The organism is Streptomyces sp. NPDC093586, from assembly GCF_044764905.1.
Taxonomy (GTDB): Bacteria; Actinomycetota; Actinomycetes; order Streptomycetales; family Streptomycetaceae; genus Streptomyces.
The window spans coordinates 43,852-58,493 of sequence record NZ_JBIWJA010000021.1 but is presented as its reverse complement, the minus strand read 5'-3'; the positions used below and the strand labels follow the sequence as shown (position 1 = coordinate 58,493).

16 protein-coding genes are annotated in these 14,642 nt (G+C 72.1%); 11 read left to right on the top strand and 5 right to left on the bottom strand.

Translation table 11 applies throughout. From position 1 onward, the window contains the following. Positions 1 to 4 precede the first annotated feature (4 nt). Entirely contained in the window at positions 5 to 544 is a 540-nt protein-coding gene (locus ACIRFH_RS21975) for an arginine repressor (RefSeq protein WP_239770001.1), read from the top strand. A gap of 70 nt (positions 545 to 614) precedes the next feature. On the opposite strand, the gene ACIRFH_RS21970 is transcribed toward ACIRFH_RS21975, so the two are convergent. Together ACIRFH_RS21970 and ACIRFH_RS21965 are read right to left on the bottom strand one after the other, a co-directional pair. Further along, on the bottom strand, positions 615 to 1,322 hold the full coding sequence (locus tag ACIRFH_RS21970; protein WP_403523258.1) for a L,D-transpeptidase: 708 nt from the start codon (positions 1,320 to 1,322) through the stop codon (positions 615 to 617). 3 nt (positions 1,323 to 1,325) lie between these two features. Then, entirely contained in the window at positions 1,326 to 1,913 is a 588-nt protein-coding gene (locus ACIRFH_RS21965) for a pyridoxamine 5'-phosphate oxidase family protein (protein ID WP_403523255.1), read from the bottom strand. 119 nt (positions 1,914 to 2,032) lie between these two features. Between ACIRFH_RS21965 and argH the strand changes: the two genes are divergently transcribed. The 4 genes from argH to ACIRFH_RS21945 all read left to right on the top strand — a co-directional run bounded on the left by argH (position 2,033) and on the right by ACIRFH_RS21945 (position 6,719). Continuing rightward, a complete protein-coding gene (gene argH, locus ACIRFH_RS21960; protein WP_403523253.1) occupies positions 2,033 to 3,469 on the top strand; it encodes an argininosuccinate lyase in 1,437 nt (478 codons plus the stop codon). A gap of 73 nt (positions 3,470 to 3,542) precedes the next feature. Next, a complete protein-coding gene (locus tag ACIRFH_RS21955) occupies positions 3,543 to 4,514 on the top strand; it encodes an aldo/keto reductase (RefSeq protein ID WP_403523250.1) in 972 nt (323 codons plus the stop codon). A gap of 123 nt (positions 4,515 to 4,637) precedes the next feature. Then, complete coding sequence (locus tag ACIRFH_RS21950) at positions 4,638 to 5,183, top strand: TetR/AcrR family transcriptional regulator (RefSeq protein WP_403523247.1); 546 nt, start codon at positions 4,638 to 4,640, stop codon at positions 5,181 to 5,183. A gap of 3 nt (positions 5,184 to 5,186) precedes the next feature. Further along, the gene (locus tag ACIRFH_RS21945) at positions 5,187 to 6,719 is read left to right on the top strand and encodes an MFS transporter (RefSeq protein WP_403523243.1); all 1,533 of its coding nucleotides are present in this window, start codon (positions 5,187 to 5,189) and stop codon (positions 6,717 to 6,719) included. 70 nt (positions 6,720 to 6,789) lie between these two features. On the opposite strand, the gene ACIRFH_RS21940 is transcribed toward ACIRFH_RS21945, so the two are convergent. Beyond that, positions 6,790 to 7,461, bottom strand: coding sequence for a lysophospholipid acyltransferase family protein (locus ACIRFH_RS21940; protein ID WP_403523241.1), 672 nt, complete (start codon positions 7,459 to 7,461; stop codon positions 6,790 to 6,792). A 591-nt stretch (positions 7,462 to 8,052) separates the two neighbouring features. Here ACIRFH_RS21940 and ACIRFH_RS21935 point away from each other — a divergent pair. The 3 genes from ACIRFH_RS21935 to ACIRFH_RS21925 all read left to right on the top strand — a co-directional run bounded on the left by ACIRFH_RS21935 (position 8,053) and on the right by ACIRFH_RS21925 (position 10,358). Then, positions 8,053 to 9,234 (top strand): glycerophosphodiester phosphodiesterase, encoded by a 1,182-nt coding sequence (locus tag ACIRFH_RS21935; protein WP_403523238.1) that lies wholly within the window; start codon positions 8,053 to 8,055, stop codon positions 9,232 to 9,234. A 74-nt stretch (positions 9,235 to 9,308) separates the two neighbouring features. Further along, the gene (locus ACIRFH_RS21930) at positions 9,309 to 9,803 is read left to right on the top strand and encodes an RNA polymerase sigma factor (protein ID WP_403523235.1); all 495 of its coding nucleotides are present in this window, start codon (positions 9,309 to 9,311) and stop codon (positions 9,801 to 9,803) included. Positions 9,804 to 9,860: 57 nt separating this feature from the next. Next, entirely contained in the window at positions 9,861 to 10,358 is a 498-nt protein-coding gene (locus ACIRFH_RS21925) for a GNAT family N-acetyltransferase (protein ID WP_403523232.1), read from the top strand. 31 nt (positions 10,359 to 10,389) lie between these two features. On the opposite strand, the gene ACIRFH_RS21920 is transcribed toward ACIRFH_RS21925, so the two are convergent. Both ACIRFH_RS21920 and ACIRFH_RS21915 read right to left on the bottom strand, forming a co-directional pair. Continuing rightward, complete coding sequence (locus ACIRFH_RS21920; RefSeq protein WP_403523229.1) at positions 10,390 to 10,818, bottom strand: hypothetical protein; 429 nt, start codon at positions 10,816 to 10,818, stop codon at positions 10,390 to 10,392. A gap of 1 nt (position 10,819) precedes the next feature. Then, complete coding sequence (locus tag ACIRFH_RS21915; RefSeq protein WP_403523226.1) at positions 10,820 to 11,179, bottom strand: hypothetical protein; 360 nt, start codon at positions 11,177 to 11,179, stop codon at positions 10,820 to 10,822. A 681-nt stretch (positions 11,180 to 11,860) separates the two neighbouring features. On the opposite strand from ACIRFH_RS21915, the gene ACIRFH_RS21910 reads away from it, so the two are divergent. From ACIRFH_RS21910 to ACIRFH_RS21900, 3 genes are all read left to right on the top strand, one after another. Then, positions 11,861 to 12,901: a methionine ABC transporter ATP-binding protein gene (locus tag ACIRFH_RS21910; RefSeq protein ID WP_403523223.1), complete on the top strand. Its 1,041-nt coding sequence runs from the start codon at positions 11,861 to 11,863 to the stop codon at positions 12,899 to 12,901. Continuing rightward, the gene (locus ACIRFH_RS21905) at positions 12,898 to 13,635 is read left to right on the top strand and encodes a methionine ABC transporter permease (RefSeq protein WP_403523220.1); all 738 of its coding nucleotides are present in this window, start codon (positions 12,898 to 12,900) and stop codon (positions 13,633 to 13,635) included. Before ACIRFH_RS21910 ends, ACIRFH_RS21905 begins: the two co-directional genes overlap by 4 nt. A 66-nt stretch (positions 13,636 to 13,701) precedes the next feature. Beyond that, a complete protein-coding gene (locus ACIRFH_RS21900) occupies positions 13,702 to 14,529 on the top strand; it encodes a MetQ/NlpA family ABC transporter substrate-binding protein (protein ID WP_403523217.1) in 828 nt (275 codons plus the stop codon). Positions 14,530 to 14,642: the final 113 nt, after the last annotated feature.

Here is a 14,642-nt window from a genome sequence, read left to right as displayed (position 1 = left end):
GACGATGAGCCAGGCGCAGGAGCACGAGCAGACCAACGGGCCTGCCGTACCGCAGACCCGCACCGCACGCCACCGCCGGATCGTGGACATCCTCAACCGGCAGGCGGTGCGCTCGCAGAGCCAGCTGGCGAAGCTGCTCGCCGACGACGGGCTGACCGTCACCCAGGCGACGCTCTCCCGGGACCTGGACGAGCTGAACGCGGTGAAGATCCGCAACACCGACGGCGACCTCATCTACGCGGTGCCCAGCGAGGGCGGTTTCCGCACCCCGCGGGCCCCGCTCGGGGAGTCGGCCAAGGAGGAGCGGATGCGGCGGCTCTCCGCGGAGCTGCTGATCTCCGCGGAGGCGTCCGCGAACCTCGTGGTCCTGCGGACCCCTCCGGGGGCGGCGCAGTTCCTCGCGTCGGCGATCGACCAGGCGGAGCTGCACGACATCCTGGGGACGATCGCGGGCGACGACACGCTGCTGCTGATCAGCAGGGAGCCGACGGGCGGACAGGCGCTGGCGGACCACCTGCTGCGCTTGGCGCAGAACGGGCACTGAGCGCTGTACGGCCTGTGCCGGTGGCGTGGCGCGGGCCGTGGGCGGCCGGCCGCCCGGCCCGCGCGGACCCTCAGTAGCGGGTCACCGCGGTCGCTCCGTCCGACGTGCCGATCGCGATGTGCGGCCGGGCCGCCGGGTCGGCCCACGTGAGGATGCGCCGCATCGCGTCCGCCGGCACCGACACGCAGCCGGCCGTCGCCCCGCGCCCGTTCACGTGCAGGAAGATGCCGGCGCCGCGCCCGCGCACCGGGCGGTGGTAGTTGAAGCCGACGACGAGGGCGTGCGCGTACTGCGTGCCGTACGTGATCAGGTGCTCGGCCTCGGTGGCGCGGCAGTCGGCGGGGCGGGGTTCGGTCCAGCGGTTGTAGGCGCGGGAGGCGTTGTCCTGGCACCACCAGGAGTCCTCGCGCACCGGACGGTAGGGGTACGCGGTCCCGTGCGGTGCGGCCCGGATGCCGAAGGCGTACGGCAGGTCGTACAGGCCGGTCGGGGTGGTGTCCGTGCTCTGGGTGCGCGTCGCCCCGTCCGCCAGTCCCTTCGCCCCGAAACGGGCGGGCGCCGAACCGGCCTTCACCCAGCGGCCGCCCCTGCGGTCCCACCAGGTGACGGTGCCCGTGGTCGCGCCGGTGTCCGGGGCGAGGGCGATGATCAGCTGGGTGCCGCCGCCGGTGTCCGCCATCCGGGCCGGCAGCGGCCGGGGCGCGGGCCCGGAGGCGGGCGCGGCGCCCAGGACGAGGGCGGACAGGGAAAGGAGGGCGGCGACGGCACCGGGGCGCATGGCTCAGACCGTAGACGGCGGCAGCGGCAACGGCAGCCCGGGAAGGCCGTCCAGGCTCGTCGCGATGTGCTCCTTCTTGGTGAAGTACGCGCTCAGCGAGGAGTCGTCCTCGCGCGCGAACCGCTTGCCGTGCAGATCCCGGTCGCTCTCGTACGCCATGAAGGGGACGGCGTATCCGCAGCTGTCGCGGATGAGTTCGGCGGTCACGACGATGATCGCGCGCAGTCCGTGCGCGCTCGGGTCGATGTCGGGGAAGCGGGCCAGCAGCTCCGGGAAGCGCGGGTCGTCGCGGAAGACCGGCTCCCCGCGCCCGTGCACCCGGACGATGTTCGGCGGCCCCTGGAAGGCACACCACATGAGGGTGATCCGCCCGTTCTCCCGCAGGTGGGCGATGGTCTCGGCGGTGGACCCGGCGAAGTCGAGGTAGGCCACGGTGCGTTTGTCGAGCACGGCGAAGGAGCCCGTGAGTCCCTTGGGGGAGAGGTTGACCGTCCCGTCGGCGGTCAGGGGAGCGGTGGCGGTGAAGAAGAGGGGCTGTGCCTCGATGAAGGTGCGGAGCCGGCCGTCTATGCGCTCATAAGTCTTTCCCATGTCTAACGATTATGGGGCCGCGGGGCGCGGCGCACCCCGGACACCCGCGAGATTGACGAATCATGCAGAGTTCTGCATACTCATGCAGGCCAGTGATTGCACGGTGAGGAGCGACACGAGTGAGCAGCAACAACGGTGACGTACGGCTCTGGGGCGGCCGTTTCGCCGACGGTCCCGCCGAGGCCCTGGCGAAGCTGTCCGCGTCCGTCCACTTCGACTGGCGGCTCGCCCCCTACGACATCGCCGGCTCGCGTGCCCACGCCCGCGTGCTGCACCGGGCGGGCCTCCTCACCGAGGACGAGCTGACCCGGATGATCGAAGGGCTCGACCGGCTCGAGGCGGACGTGGCGTCGGGGGACTTCACCGGCACCATCGCTGACGAGGACGTCCACACGGCCCTGGAGCGCGGCCTGCTGGAGCGCCTCGGCCCCGATCTCGGCGGCAAGCTGCGCGCCGGGCGGTCCCGCAACGACCAGGTCGCCACCCTCTTCCGGATGTACCTGCGCGACCACGCCCGCGTCGTCGGCGGCCTGATCGCCGACCTCCAGGACGCCCTGATCGGCCTCGCCGAGGCCCACCCGGACGTGGCGATGCCCGGCCGCACCCACCTCCAGCACGCCCAGCCGGTGCTCTTCGCCCACCACGTCCTCGCCCACGTCCAGGCGCTGTCCCGGGACGCGGAGCGGCTGCGCCAGTGGGACGAGCGGACGGCCGTGTCGCCGTACGGCTCGGGAGCGCTCGCGGGCAGCAGCCTCGGCCTCGACCCGGAGGCGGTCGCCCGCGACCTCGGCTTCGAGCACGGCAGCGCCGGCAACTCCATCGACGGCACGGCCTCCCGCGACTTCGTCGCCGAGTTCGCCTTCATCACCGCGATGATCGGCGTGAACGTCTCCCGCATCGCCGAGGAGATCATCATCTGGAACACGAAGGAGTTCTCCTTCGTGACCCTGCACGACGCCTTCTCCACCGGCTCGTCGATCATGCCGCAGAAGAAGAACCCGGACATCGCCGAGCTGGCCCGCGGCAAGTCCGGCCGCCTCATCGGCAACCTGACCGGCCTGATGGCCACCCTCAAGGCCCTCCCGCTCGCGTACAACCGCGACCTCCAGGAGGACAAGGAGCCGGTCTTCGACTCCATCGACCAGCTGGAGGTCCTGCTGCCGGCCTTCACCGGCATGATGGCCACGCTCACCGTGCACCGCGAGCGGATGGAGGAGCTGGCCCCGGCCGGGTTCTCGCTCGCCACCGACATCGCCGAGTGGCTGGTCAGGCAGGGCGTGCCGTTCCGGGTCGCGCACGAGGTGGCCGGCGAGTGCGTGAAGGCCGCCGAGGCCGAGGGCAAGGAACTGGACGAGCTGACGGACGAGCAGTTCGCGAAGATCTCCGCACACCTGACCCCCGAGGTCCGCTCGGTGCTCGACGTCCCCGGCGCCCTCGCCTCCCGCAGCGGCCGCGGGGGCACGGCGCCCGGCGCGGTCGCCGTACAGCTCGCCGAGCTGAAGGCGGACGTGGCCGGCCAGCACGCGTGGGCGGACGCCAAGAAGTACAAGAAGTAGCAGCCGGTGTGCCCGAGGGGCATCGCGGTTACGTTGGTCGGCAGGAGTACGAGCCGACAGAACGGAGCCCGCGATGCCCTTCGCCCGTCTCGCGACCGCGACGACGCCCGCCGCTCACATGGGCCTGGGCCTCGCCGCCGTCGGCCGCCCGGGCTACATCAACCTCGGCAGAGAGCGCGACCTCGGGGAGGACCGCGGCGTCGAGGCGATGCGCCGGCGCACCCACGACCTCCTCGACGCCGCCTACGCGCAGGGCGTCCGGTACTTCGACGCGGCCCGCTCCTACGGGCGGGCGGAGGAGTTCCTGGCCGCCTGGCTGCGGGACCGTCCCGACGTCGACGACGTGGTCGTCGGCAGCAAGTGGGGTTACACCTACACCGCCGACTGGTCCGCCGACGCCGAGCGGCACGAGGTCAAGGACCACGGCGTCGCCACGTACGAGCGCCAGCGCGCCGAGACGGACGCCCTCCTCGGAGACCGGCTCGACCTCTACCAGATCCACTCCCTCACCCCCGACAGCCCGGCCCTCACCGACAAGGAACTCCACGCCAGGCTCGCCGAGGCCGCCGCCCGGGGCGTCACCGTCGGCTTCTCCACCAGCGGCCCCGCCCAGGCCGACGCCATCCGCGCCGCCCTCGCCGTGACCGTCGACGGCGAGCCCCTCTTCCGCACCGTCCAGTCCACGTACAACGTGCTGGAGACCTCCGCCGGGCCCGCGCTGGCCGAGGCGCACGAAGCGGGCCTCACGGTGATCGTCAAGGAGGGCATGGCCAACGGGCGCCTCGCCGAGCCGCACGCGCCGGACGTCCTGCAGGCCGTGGCCGAGGAGACGACCCTGGGCTGCGACGCGGTCGCCCTCGCGCTGATCCTGCGGCAGCCCTGGGCCGGCGTGGTCCTCTCCGGCGCCGCGACCGTGGCCCAGCTCGGCTCGAACCTGCACGCCGCCGTCGTCGACCTGGACGACGACCAGGTGGCCCGCCTCGCCACCCTCGCCGAGGACCCGCGCGCCTACTGGGAGCGGCGCGGACAGCTGCCCTGGCACTGAGCGGGTCCCAGGTCGGGCCCCGGGCTGTGTGACCGCCCGCAGCGGCCCGCCCCTGCGGCCTCGTGGTGAGCCACACATGCCCACTGTGAGACATCAACGTCTCATCTGGGATACTATTGTCTCATGGCCGTCGATCGAGAACAGGTACTGCGCAGCGCCGCGGCCCTGCTGACCCGCAGAGCCACCGCGACCATGGACGAGGTCGCGAGGGCCGCCGGGATCAGCCGGGCCACGCTGCACCGTCACTTCGCCGGGCGCGACGCCCTCGTCCGCGCCCTGGAGGCGCTCGGCATCGCCGAGTGCGAGGCGGCCCTGGACGCGGCCCGCCCGGACGACGGGCCCACCGCGGAGGCGGTGCGCCGGCTCGTGCGGGAGCTGGAACCCGCCGCGGGCCTGCTCGCCTTCCTCTACACCGAGAACCAGCTGTTCGAGGGCGAGCAGCAGAACGAGGGCTGGGCCCGCATCGACGCCCGGCTCACCGAGCTGTTCCGCCGGGGCCAGGAGAACGGCGAGTTCCGCATCGACCTCACCCCGGCCTGGCTCACCGAGGCGCTCTACGGCCTGCTGGCCTCCGGCGCCTGGGCGGTGACCGAGGGCCGCGTGGCCCGCAACGACCTCACGCACATGATCGTCGAGCTGCTGCTCGGCGGCGCACTTCGGAGAGAGTGAACCATGACCCGCACCCTGCAGTCGGCGCAGTCGACCGAGGCGGTGAAGCGCCCCGGCCGCTGGCTGGCGCTGTCCGTCCTCGTGCTGGCCGTACTGCTGGTGGCCGTCGACGCGACCGTCCTCGGTCTCGCCACCCCCTACATCAGCGAGGACCTCGCACCCACCGGCACCCAGCTGCTGTGGATCGGCGACGTCTACTCCTTCGTCATCGCCGGTCTGCTGGTCTCCATGGGCGGCCTCGGCGACCGCATCGGCCGCAAGCGGATCCTGCTCATCGGTGCCACGGCGTTCGGCGCGATCTCGGTCCTCAACGCCTACGCGTCCACGCCCGAGCTGCTGATCGTCGCCCGGGCCCTGCTCGGTGTCGCGGGCGCCACCCTGATGCCCGCCACCCTCGCCCTGATCCGCAACATCTTCCACGACCCGCGCGAGCGCAGCCTGGCCGTCGGCATCTGGGGCGCCACCGCCTCCGCCGGCATGGCGGTCGGCCCGATCGTGGGCGGCTTCCTGCTGGAGCACTTCTGGTGGGGCTCGGTCTTCCTGATCAACCTGCCCGTGATGGCCGTCCTGGTCCTCGTCGGCGCCAAGCTGCTGCCCGAGTCCCGCAACCCCGACCCCGGCCCGTGGGACCTGGCCAGCGTCGTCCTCTCCCTGGTCGGCATGGTCGGTCTCGTGTACGCCGTCAAGGAGACCGCCGCGCACGGCTTCGCGTGGGCCACGCTCGCCGCGGGTCTGCTGGGTGCCGCCGCGCTGTACGGCTTCGTCCGCCGCCAGCTGACCATGCCGGTCCCGCTGCTCGACATGCGGCTGTTCCGCAGCCGCGGCTTCAGCGGCGCCGTGCTGGCCGACCTGCTGACCGTTCTCGGTCTGTCCGGACTGGTGTTCTTCCTGTCGCAGTACCTGCAACTGGTGCAGGGCAGACAGCCGTTCGAGGCGGGGCTGGCCGAACTGCCCGCCGCGATCGGCGCGGTGGTGGCCGGTCTGATCGCGGGCCGCGCGGCCCGGCGCTTCTCGGTGCGTGCCGTGGTCTCCGGCGGGCTCGCCGCCGTCGGTCTCGCGCTCGCCGTGCTGACCGTCATCGACCAGCACACCGGCTACCCGCTGCTCGGCACGGTCCTGCTCGTCGTCGGTGTCGGCGCCGGGTTCTCGTTCACCGTCACCGCCGACGTGATCCTCTCCAGTGTGCCGGGGGAGCAGGCGGGCTCCGCCTCGGCGGTCTCCGAGACGGCGTACGAACTCGGTGCCGCCCTCGGCATCGCCCTGCTCGGCTCGATCGTGACCGGCGTCTACCGGGACTTCACCGGTCCGGCGGGCACCCCGGCCGCGGCCCACGAGTCGCTCGGCGGTGCGGTGCAGGCCGCCTCCGGGCTGCCCGCGCACACGGCCGAGGCGCTGCTGGACGCCGCCCGCCAGTCCTTCGTGGACGGAATGACGCTCGCGGCGGGCGTGGGCGCGGCGGTGCTGCTGGCGGCCGCCGGCGCGGCCTGGTTCCTGCTGCGCGGCCAGCGCCTGGAGGACGGGGCCGAGCACCCGTGAACCGTACGCACGCACCGAGGGCGGGCCACGATCCGGTGGCCCGCCCTCGGCGCGTGTGTCCTGTGCGGTGTCACGCCGCCTTCGCCTTGCTGGCGTACATGTCCACGTACTCCTGGCCGGACAGCCGCATGACCTCGGTCATCACGGAGTCGGTCACGGCCCGCAGGACGTAGCGGTCCCGGTCCATGCCCTCGTAGCGGGAGAACTCCATCGCCTCGCCGAAGCGCACCGTGACCTTGCCCGGCCGGGGCAGGCCCGCGCCGCCCGGCTGGAGCTTGTCGGTGCCGATCACGGCGAACGGCACGACGGGGGCGCCGGTCATCAGGGTGAGCCGGGCGATGCCCGTGCGGCCCCGGTAGAGGCGGCCGTCGGGGGAGCGGGTGCCCTCCGGGTAGATGCCGAAGACGTTGCCCTCCTCCAGCACGCGGCGGCCGGTCATCAGCGCCGCGACCCCGCCCCGGCCGCCGTCCCGGTCGACCGGGATCATGCCGACGCCGGTGAAGAACCAGGCCATCAGCCGGCCCTTGAGGCCCTTGCCGGTCACGTACTCGTCCTTGCCGATGAAGAAGACCTGCCGGTCGCAGCTCAGCGGCATGATCACCGAGTCGATGAAGGTGAGGTGGTTGCCGGCCAGGATGACCGGGCCGTCGCCCGGAATGTTCTCCACGCCCTCCACCTGGGGGCGGAACATCAGGCGCATGATCGGACCGAGCACTGCCTTGATGAGCGCGAAGCGGGACAACGGGTCCTCCGGTGTCGGGGATGCGGTATGAGTCTGTGCAGGTGAGGACATTACTCGCGGCCCAGGGTGTTGCGCACGTCGGGTCGACCGACGTGTCACACGGTGTTGACGCGCGTTCACCTGCGGTGCCGGGGTGCGGCACCGCCGTGACACGGGCGTCGGGATGTGAGGCAACTCGCTTCCGCGGGGCAGGATCCGCCCACGCGTGTCCGCCGTTCCCGCCGTGCTCCGTGCCGTCATGGCAGCCGCCGTCACCGTCCTGGTCCGCGGGGACCGGCGTCGTCGTTCCCCGGGCGCGGACACCGCCCGGATCGAAGCACACGCGACACGCGGATCGCGTGAGGCGCGCCGCCGGTCCCTTCCCGGTGGCCACGGGTCCCGTCGGGCGCCGCCACGACGAGCGCGGCCACCGACCGCGTACCCCGGCCCGGCACCACCAAGCCGACGGAACGTCAGACATCCCGCCCCACCTGCCCCTCCACACCCGCCCGACATCCCGGATCACCCGCGTGTTCCGCACGCGGTCTCCCGTTCGTCATGTACGCGCCCCTACGATCGGCCCGCACTGACGGTCGACGGCGGGAGGTCCCGATGGGAACGCAGGAGTCTGACGAGCGGGCGGGCGGCACCGGACGGCGGGCGCTCCTCGGCGCGGCGGTGCTGGGCGCGGGCGGAGCCGTACTGGGCCTGTCCGGCACGGCGAGAGCCGCCGACGCCCGGCACGGCGGCGGACGGGGCGGGCGGGGCGGACTGAAGGGCCTGCCCGTCCCGACGGTCATCGGCCACCGCGGCGCCAGCGGCTATCGCCCCGAACACACCCTGGGCGCCTACGAACTGGCCCTGGACATGGGTGCCGACATCGTCGAGGCCGGTGACCTCGTCCCCACCAGGGACGGTCACCTCGTGTGCCGGCACGAACCGGAGATCGGCGGCACCACGGACGTCGCGGACCACCCCGAGTTCGCCGACCGCAAGCGCACCAAGCTGCTCGACGGCGTCTCCACCACCGGCTGGTTCACCGAGGACTTCACCCTCGCCGAACTCAAGACGCTCCGCGCCACCGAACGCATCCCGGCCAACCGCCCGCACAACACCCTGTACGACGGCCGCTGGGAGATCCCCACCTTCGAAGAGGTGCTCCGCTGGCAGGACGAGCAGACCCGCAGGCGCGGCAGGCAGGTCTGGATCTACCCCGAGATCAAGCACCCCACCTACTTCCGCAAGCTGGGCCTCGGCACCGAGGAGCGCCTGGCGAAGCTGCTGCGCAGGCACGGCAAGGACGGGAAGAACGCGCCCGTCATCATCCAGTCCTTCGAGCCGACCAGCATCCAGCGGATGAACAAGCTCGTCGGCAACCCGCTCGCCGTCCTGCTGTCCGGGGCGAAGAGCCGTCCCTGGGACTTCGTCGAGACCGGCGACCCGCGCACGACCGCCGACCTCGTCACGCCCGCGGGCCTGAAGGAGATCGCCTCCTACGCCCAGGGCATCGGCCCCACTCTCGACCTGATCATCCCGAAGGACTCGGCCGGCAGGCTCACCGAGCCCACCACCCTGGTGCGCGACGCCCACCGGGCGGGACTGATCCTGCACCCGTACACCATGCGCAACGAGAACCCCTTCCTGCCCGCGGACTTCCGCAAGGGGTCGGACCCCGACGCCTACGGTGACGCCTTCGGGGCCTTCCGGACGTACTTCGCCACCGGCATCGACGGCGTCTTCACCGACAACCCGGACACCGGCGTGCTGGCCCGCGAGGACTTCGTCAACCGCTGAGGAGCCCCCACCGGTTGGGGTGACGTCCGGCCGCCCGGGGCAACCGCCGCCCGGGCGGCCGCGTCGCACTGCATATGACGCACGACCTGGTCACCACCCTGCGCCCGCTCCTCGCCGCGGAGGCCTCGGCCGAGGCATATGCCACCGGCGCCGAGCCCGGAGACCTGGAGCAGGCGGTGTGGCTGCGTCTCCTGGAACGCCTGGAGGCCGACGGCCCGCCGCACGACCCCCACCGCTGGCTGCGCAGCGCCGTCCGCATCGAGGCCCGCCGCTCCCGCCGCACCACCCGTGCCGAGCGGCCGTACGAGACCGAACCCGTCGACGCCGCCGAACGCGAGCCCGAGCAGCTCGCCCTCACCGCGGCCCGCCACCGCGCCCTGCGCGACGCGGTGCGCCGGCTGCCCGGCCGATGCCCCCGCCTGATGGAGGCCCTGCTGTCCCCGAAGGACCTCACCTACCGGGAGATCGCGGGGGAGTTGGGTATCTCACAGGGCAGTCTCGGCCCGGAACGCTCCAGATGTCTGGGATGTCTCCGGCGATTGCTCACACCGGAGGTTGCGGCCCGCTGAGGACGGGGATAGGAGTGGGGGACCACAGGCGATCAGGTGAGCGGGAGGCATGCGCACATGGGCATGAGCGTGACCATCTCGGCGGCGACCGGGCAGGATGCCGAGCAGATCTTCCGGCTGCAGTACCTCTGCTTCCAGAGCGAGGCGGCGCTGTACGGCAACTACCGCATCGACCCGCTCGTCCAGACCCTCGACTCCGTGCGCGAAGAGGTCGCCGGCGACTGCGTCTTCGTGGCGCGGCTCGGCGACGAGGTCGTCGGTTCGGTGCGGGGCCGGGTGACCGAGGACGGCGCCGCGTCCATCGGCAAGCTGTGCGTCCACCCCCGCCTCCAGGGCCACGGCATCGGAGCCCGCCTGCTGCGGGCCGTCGAGTCCGCCCTCGCCGAGGAGCGCGGCGCGACCCGCTTCCGCCTGCACACCGGCCACCGCAGCGAGAGCAACCTGCGCCTGTACCGGCGGGTCGGCTACGAGACGGTGGGGACGGCCGAGGGCGCGGACGGTGTCCTGATGATCGTTCTGGAGAAGCCGGCGGGGACGTACGCGACGACGGCGTGAACCGCCGCCGGGCCGCGGCCGCCCGGCGGCGTCAGGCGGCGTCCCCGCGGTGCTCGCCCTTCCGCAGCCAGTACAGCGCGGACAGCGGCAGGAGCACCGGAATGAAGACGTAGCCCATGCCGAAGTCGGACCACACGGTCGCGTCGGGGAACACCGACGGCTCGGCCATGCTCCACGTACCCACCGCCAGTACGCCCACCAGCTCGGCGGCGCAGCACATCCGCGCCGCCCTGCGGGCCGTCTCCCCGCCGCGCACCAGGGTGTAGGTGATGAAGCCGTAGACGACGCCGGCGACGGCCGACAGGGTGTAGGCGAGCGGTGCCCGGCCGAAGTCGGTGGAGATCTGGTACGCGGACCGCGAGACGGCGCCGACGACCATCACCCCGTACAGCCACACCAGCAGGATCCCGGGCCCGCCGATCAGCCGCGTGCGGGCCGGCTTCTCCTCGGTCGCCGCCATCTCAGCCTCCCCAGATGTCGAACAGCCGTACCTCGAGGACGGCCAGGACCACGCCGCCGGCGGCCACCGTCACCGAACCCCAGCGGGTGCGCTCGGCCAGCGACATGAACCCCGCCGCCGGGACACAGGCGAAGGCGCCCAGCAGATACGCCACGAAGATCACCGTGCCCTGCTCCGGCTTCTCGCCCCGCGCCAGCTGCACGATCCCGATCGCCAGCTGGATCAGCGCCAGCACCGAGACCGCGGCCATGCCGATGAAGTGCCAGTCCTTCGTCGCCTGGTCACGGTAGGCCGCCCAGCCGCACCAGGCGGCGAGCAGCAGCGCGGCGACTCCGGTCACCAGCGTCAGGACGTCAAGCATGGCAGCGACCCTATTACGCCCCCAGGGGCCCGCCGCGCGCGGCCCCGCCCGCGGCGCGGTGGCCGGCGAGTGCGGGATCGCGGCCGTACGGTTCGCGCGGGCCGGGCCGCACGGGCGACCGGCCGCACCGTCGGTGCGACCATCGTGGCGTTGGCCACACCCCACCGGGCCGCCGAGCCGGACGCCGCCCGCCGGCCGGCGACCTGCGGCCCTGTCCCCACTGGTCACCGGCCGCGGACCGGGATCTGCGCACGGTGCCGGTCCGCGCCCCCGTCACCGGTCGCCGTCCACCGCTGTCCAGCATCCGGACAGTGGTGTCCGCTCAGAACCACCGGTCTGCTTTACTGATCGCATGAGCACCACGAGCGACCGCACCCCTGCGACCGAGGCGACGACGACGCCCGGTGCTCGTTGTATGTGCCGAATGTGCGCCTTCTAGAGGGCCCCCGCACCACCTGAGCCTCGCGCCCCGAAGCGAGCGCCCGCGCATGTCCGCCGCCGCACGCCGCGTACGTGGACGAGCCGGCCCCGCGCACACGTTCTCCCCGGTTTCACTGCCACGGCGCACCGCCACCGCGAGAACCGTGCCGCGTTCCGAAGGTCCCGCGAGAACCCCGAAGAACAACGCCCCCGTGCCGGCGCACACACCCGCGCCGCGCACTCGACAGTGACGGAAACCACGTGATCACCACATCAGGCCTCACGAAGGTCTACCGGTCGCACCGCGGCCGTGAGGTCACCGCCCTGGACGGCGTCGACCTGCACGTCCGCGAGGGCGAGGTGTTCGGCGTCATCGGCCAGTCCGGCGCCGGCAAGTCCTCGCTCATCCGCTGCGTCAACCTCCTGGAGCGCCCCACCTCCGGCACGGTCACCGTCGCCGGCCAGGACCTCACCGCGCTGGCCGGCCGCGGCCCCCGCGCAGGCCGGGAGCTGCGGCGGGCGCGAAGCCGTATCGGCATGGTGTTCCAGCACTTCAACCTGCTGTCCACGCGGACCGTGCAGGACAACGTCGAACTGCCGCTGGAGATCCTCGGCAGGTCCGGGAAAGAACGTTCCCGCAAGGCGCTGGAACTGCTCGACCTGGTCGGGCTCGCCGACAAGGCCAAGTCCTACCCCGCCCAGCTCTCCGGCGGCCAGAAGCAGCGTGTCGGCATCGCCCGCGCCCTGGCCGGCGACCCCAAGGTGCTGCTGTCCGACGAGGCCACCAGCGCGCTCGACCCGGAGACCACCCGCTCCATCCTCCAGCTGCTGCGCGACCTCAACCGCGAGCTCGGCCTGACCGTCCTGCTCATCACCCACGAGATGGACGTCGTCAAGAGCGTCTGCGACTCGGCCGCCCTCATGGACCGCGGCCGCATCGTCGAGTCCGGCACGGTCGGCGAACTCCTCGCGACGCCGGGCTCCGAGCTCGCCGCCGCCCTCTTCCCGGTCGGCGGCGAGGCGTCGGGGGACGACCGCACCGTCCTCGACGTCACCTTCCACGGCGAGGCCGCCACCCAGCCCGTCATCTCCCAGCTGTCCCGCACCTACAACATCGACATATCGATCCTCGGCGCCGCCATCGACACCGTCGGCGGCCTCCAGATCGGCCGGATGCGCATCGAACTCCCCGGCCGCTACGAGGACAACGTCGTGCCCGTCGGCTTCCTGCGCGAACAGGGCCTGCAGATCGACGTGGTGAACCGGGAACCGTCCCCGCTGGTGAAGGAAGGTGCCAAGTGACCTGGTCCGAGATGCAGCCCCTGCTGGAACAGGCCTCCTGGGAGACCCTGATCATGGTCGGCTGGTCCACCGTGATCGCCGTGGCCGCCGGACTCCCGCTCGGTGTGCTCCTCGTCCTCACCGACAAGGGCGGCCTGCTGCAGAACGTCGTGGTCAACAAGGTCATCGGCCAGGTCGTGAACATCGGCCGCTCCATGCCGTTCATCATCCTCATGGTCGCGCTGATGAGCTTCACCCGCTGGATCACCGGCACGACCATCGGCAGCGAGGCCGCGATCGTGCCGCTGGCCATCGGAGGCATCCCCTTCTTCGCACGGCTCGTCGAAACGGCCGTCCGCGAGGTCGACGGGGGGCTGGTCGAGGCCGTCCAGTCCATGGGCGGCAACACCTGGACCATCGTCCGCAAGGTCCTGGTCCCCGAGGCGCTCCCGTCGCTGATCGCCGGTACCACGACCACGATCATCGCCCTCATCGGCTACTCGGCCATGGCCGGCACCGTCGGCGGCGGCGGCCTCGGCGACCTCGCCGTCCGCTACGGCTACCAGCGCTTCGAGACCGGGATGATGTGGATCACCGTGGCGATCCTCGCCGTCGTCATCTCGCTCATCCAGTTCGCCGGCGACTACGCGGCCCGCACCCTGCACCGCCGCGGCTCACGCTCGAGCGCCGCGCCCCGGCTGCGCCTGCTCAAGGCCGAGGAGCCCGCGGCGGCCGATGTGAGCAAGGTCGCCTGACACCCCCACAGAACTCCCCGTCCCACCGAGACGGGGTCGCACCACCCTTCAGGAAAGGCACTTTTCGTGCGTAACACCACCAAGATCACCACCGCCGTCCTCGCCGTCGGAGCCCTCACCCTCGGGCTCTCCGCCTGCGGCTCGGACAAGGACTCCGCCTCCGACACCTCCGGCCCGCTCGTCGTCGCCGCCAGCCCGACCCCGCACGCCGAGATCCTCGCCTTCGTCAAGGACAACCTGGCGAAGAAGGCGGGCCTCGACCTCGAGGTCAAGGAGGTCTCCGACTACGTCACGCCGAACACCTCGACGGAGGACGGCTCGGTCGGCGCCAACTTCTTCCAGACCAAGCCGTACCTCGACGACTTCAACAAGAAGCGCGGCACCCACATCGTGCCCGTCGTCGACGTGCACCTGGAGCCCCTCGGCCTCTACTCCCACAAGGTCAAGAAGGCCGACGACCTGAAGAGCGGTGCGACCGTCGCCGTCCCCAACGACACCGTCAACGAGGGCCGCGCCCTCCAGCTGCTCGCGGCCAACAAGATCATCACCCTCAAGGACGGCGTCGGTACCTCGGCGACCCCCGCGGACATCACCGGCAACCCGAAGAAGCTGAAGTTCAAGGAGCTGGAGGCGGCCCAGACCCCGCGCGCCCTGGACGACGTCGACGCGGCCGTGGTCAACGGCAACTACGCCCTCGAGGCCGACCTGAAGCCCGCCGAGGACGCCCTCGTCCTGGAGGCCGCCAAGGGCAACCCGAACAGCAACCTGCTCGCCGTCAAGGAAGGCCAGGAGGACGACCCGCGCGTCAAGAAGCTCGCGAAGCTCCTCACCTCGCCCGAGGTGAAGAAGTTCATCGAGGACAAGTACGCCGGCGCCGTGCTCCCCTCCTTCTGATCACCCGGCCCCCGGCCGCACCCGGGTCCGCTCCGCGCGGGAGCGGACCCGGTGGTGCGGCCGGGTGCTTTCATGCTGCATGCTGGGCAGTTCAGCAGGCCCTGACGGTCACA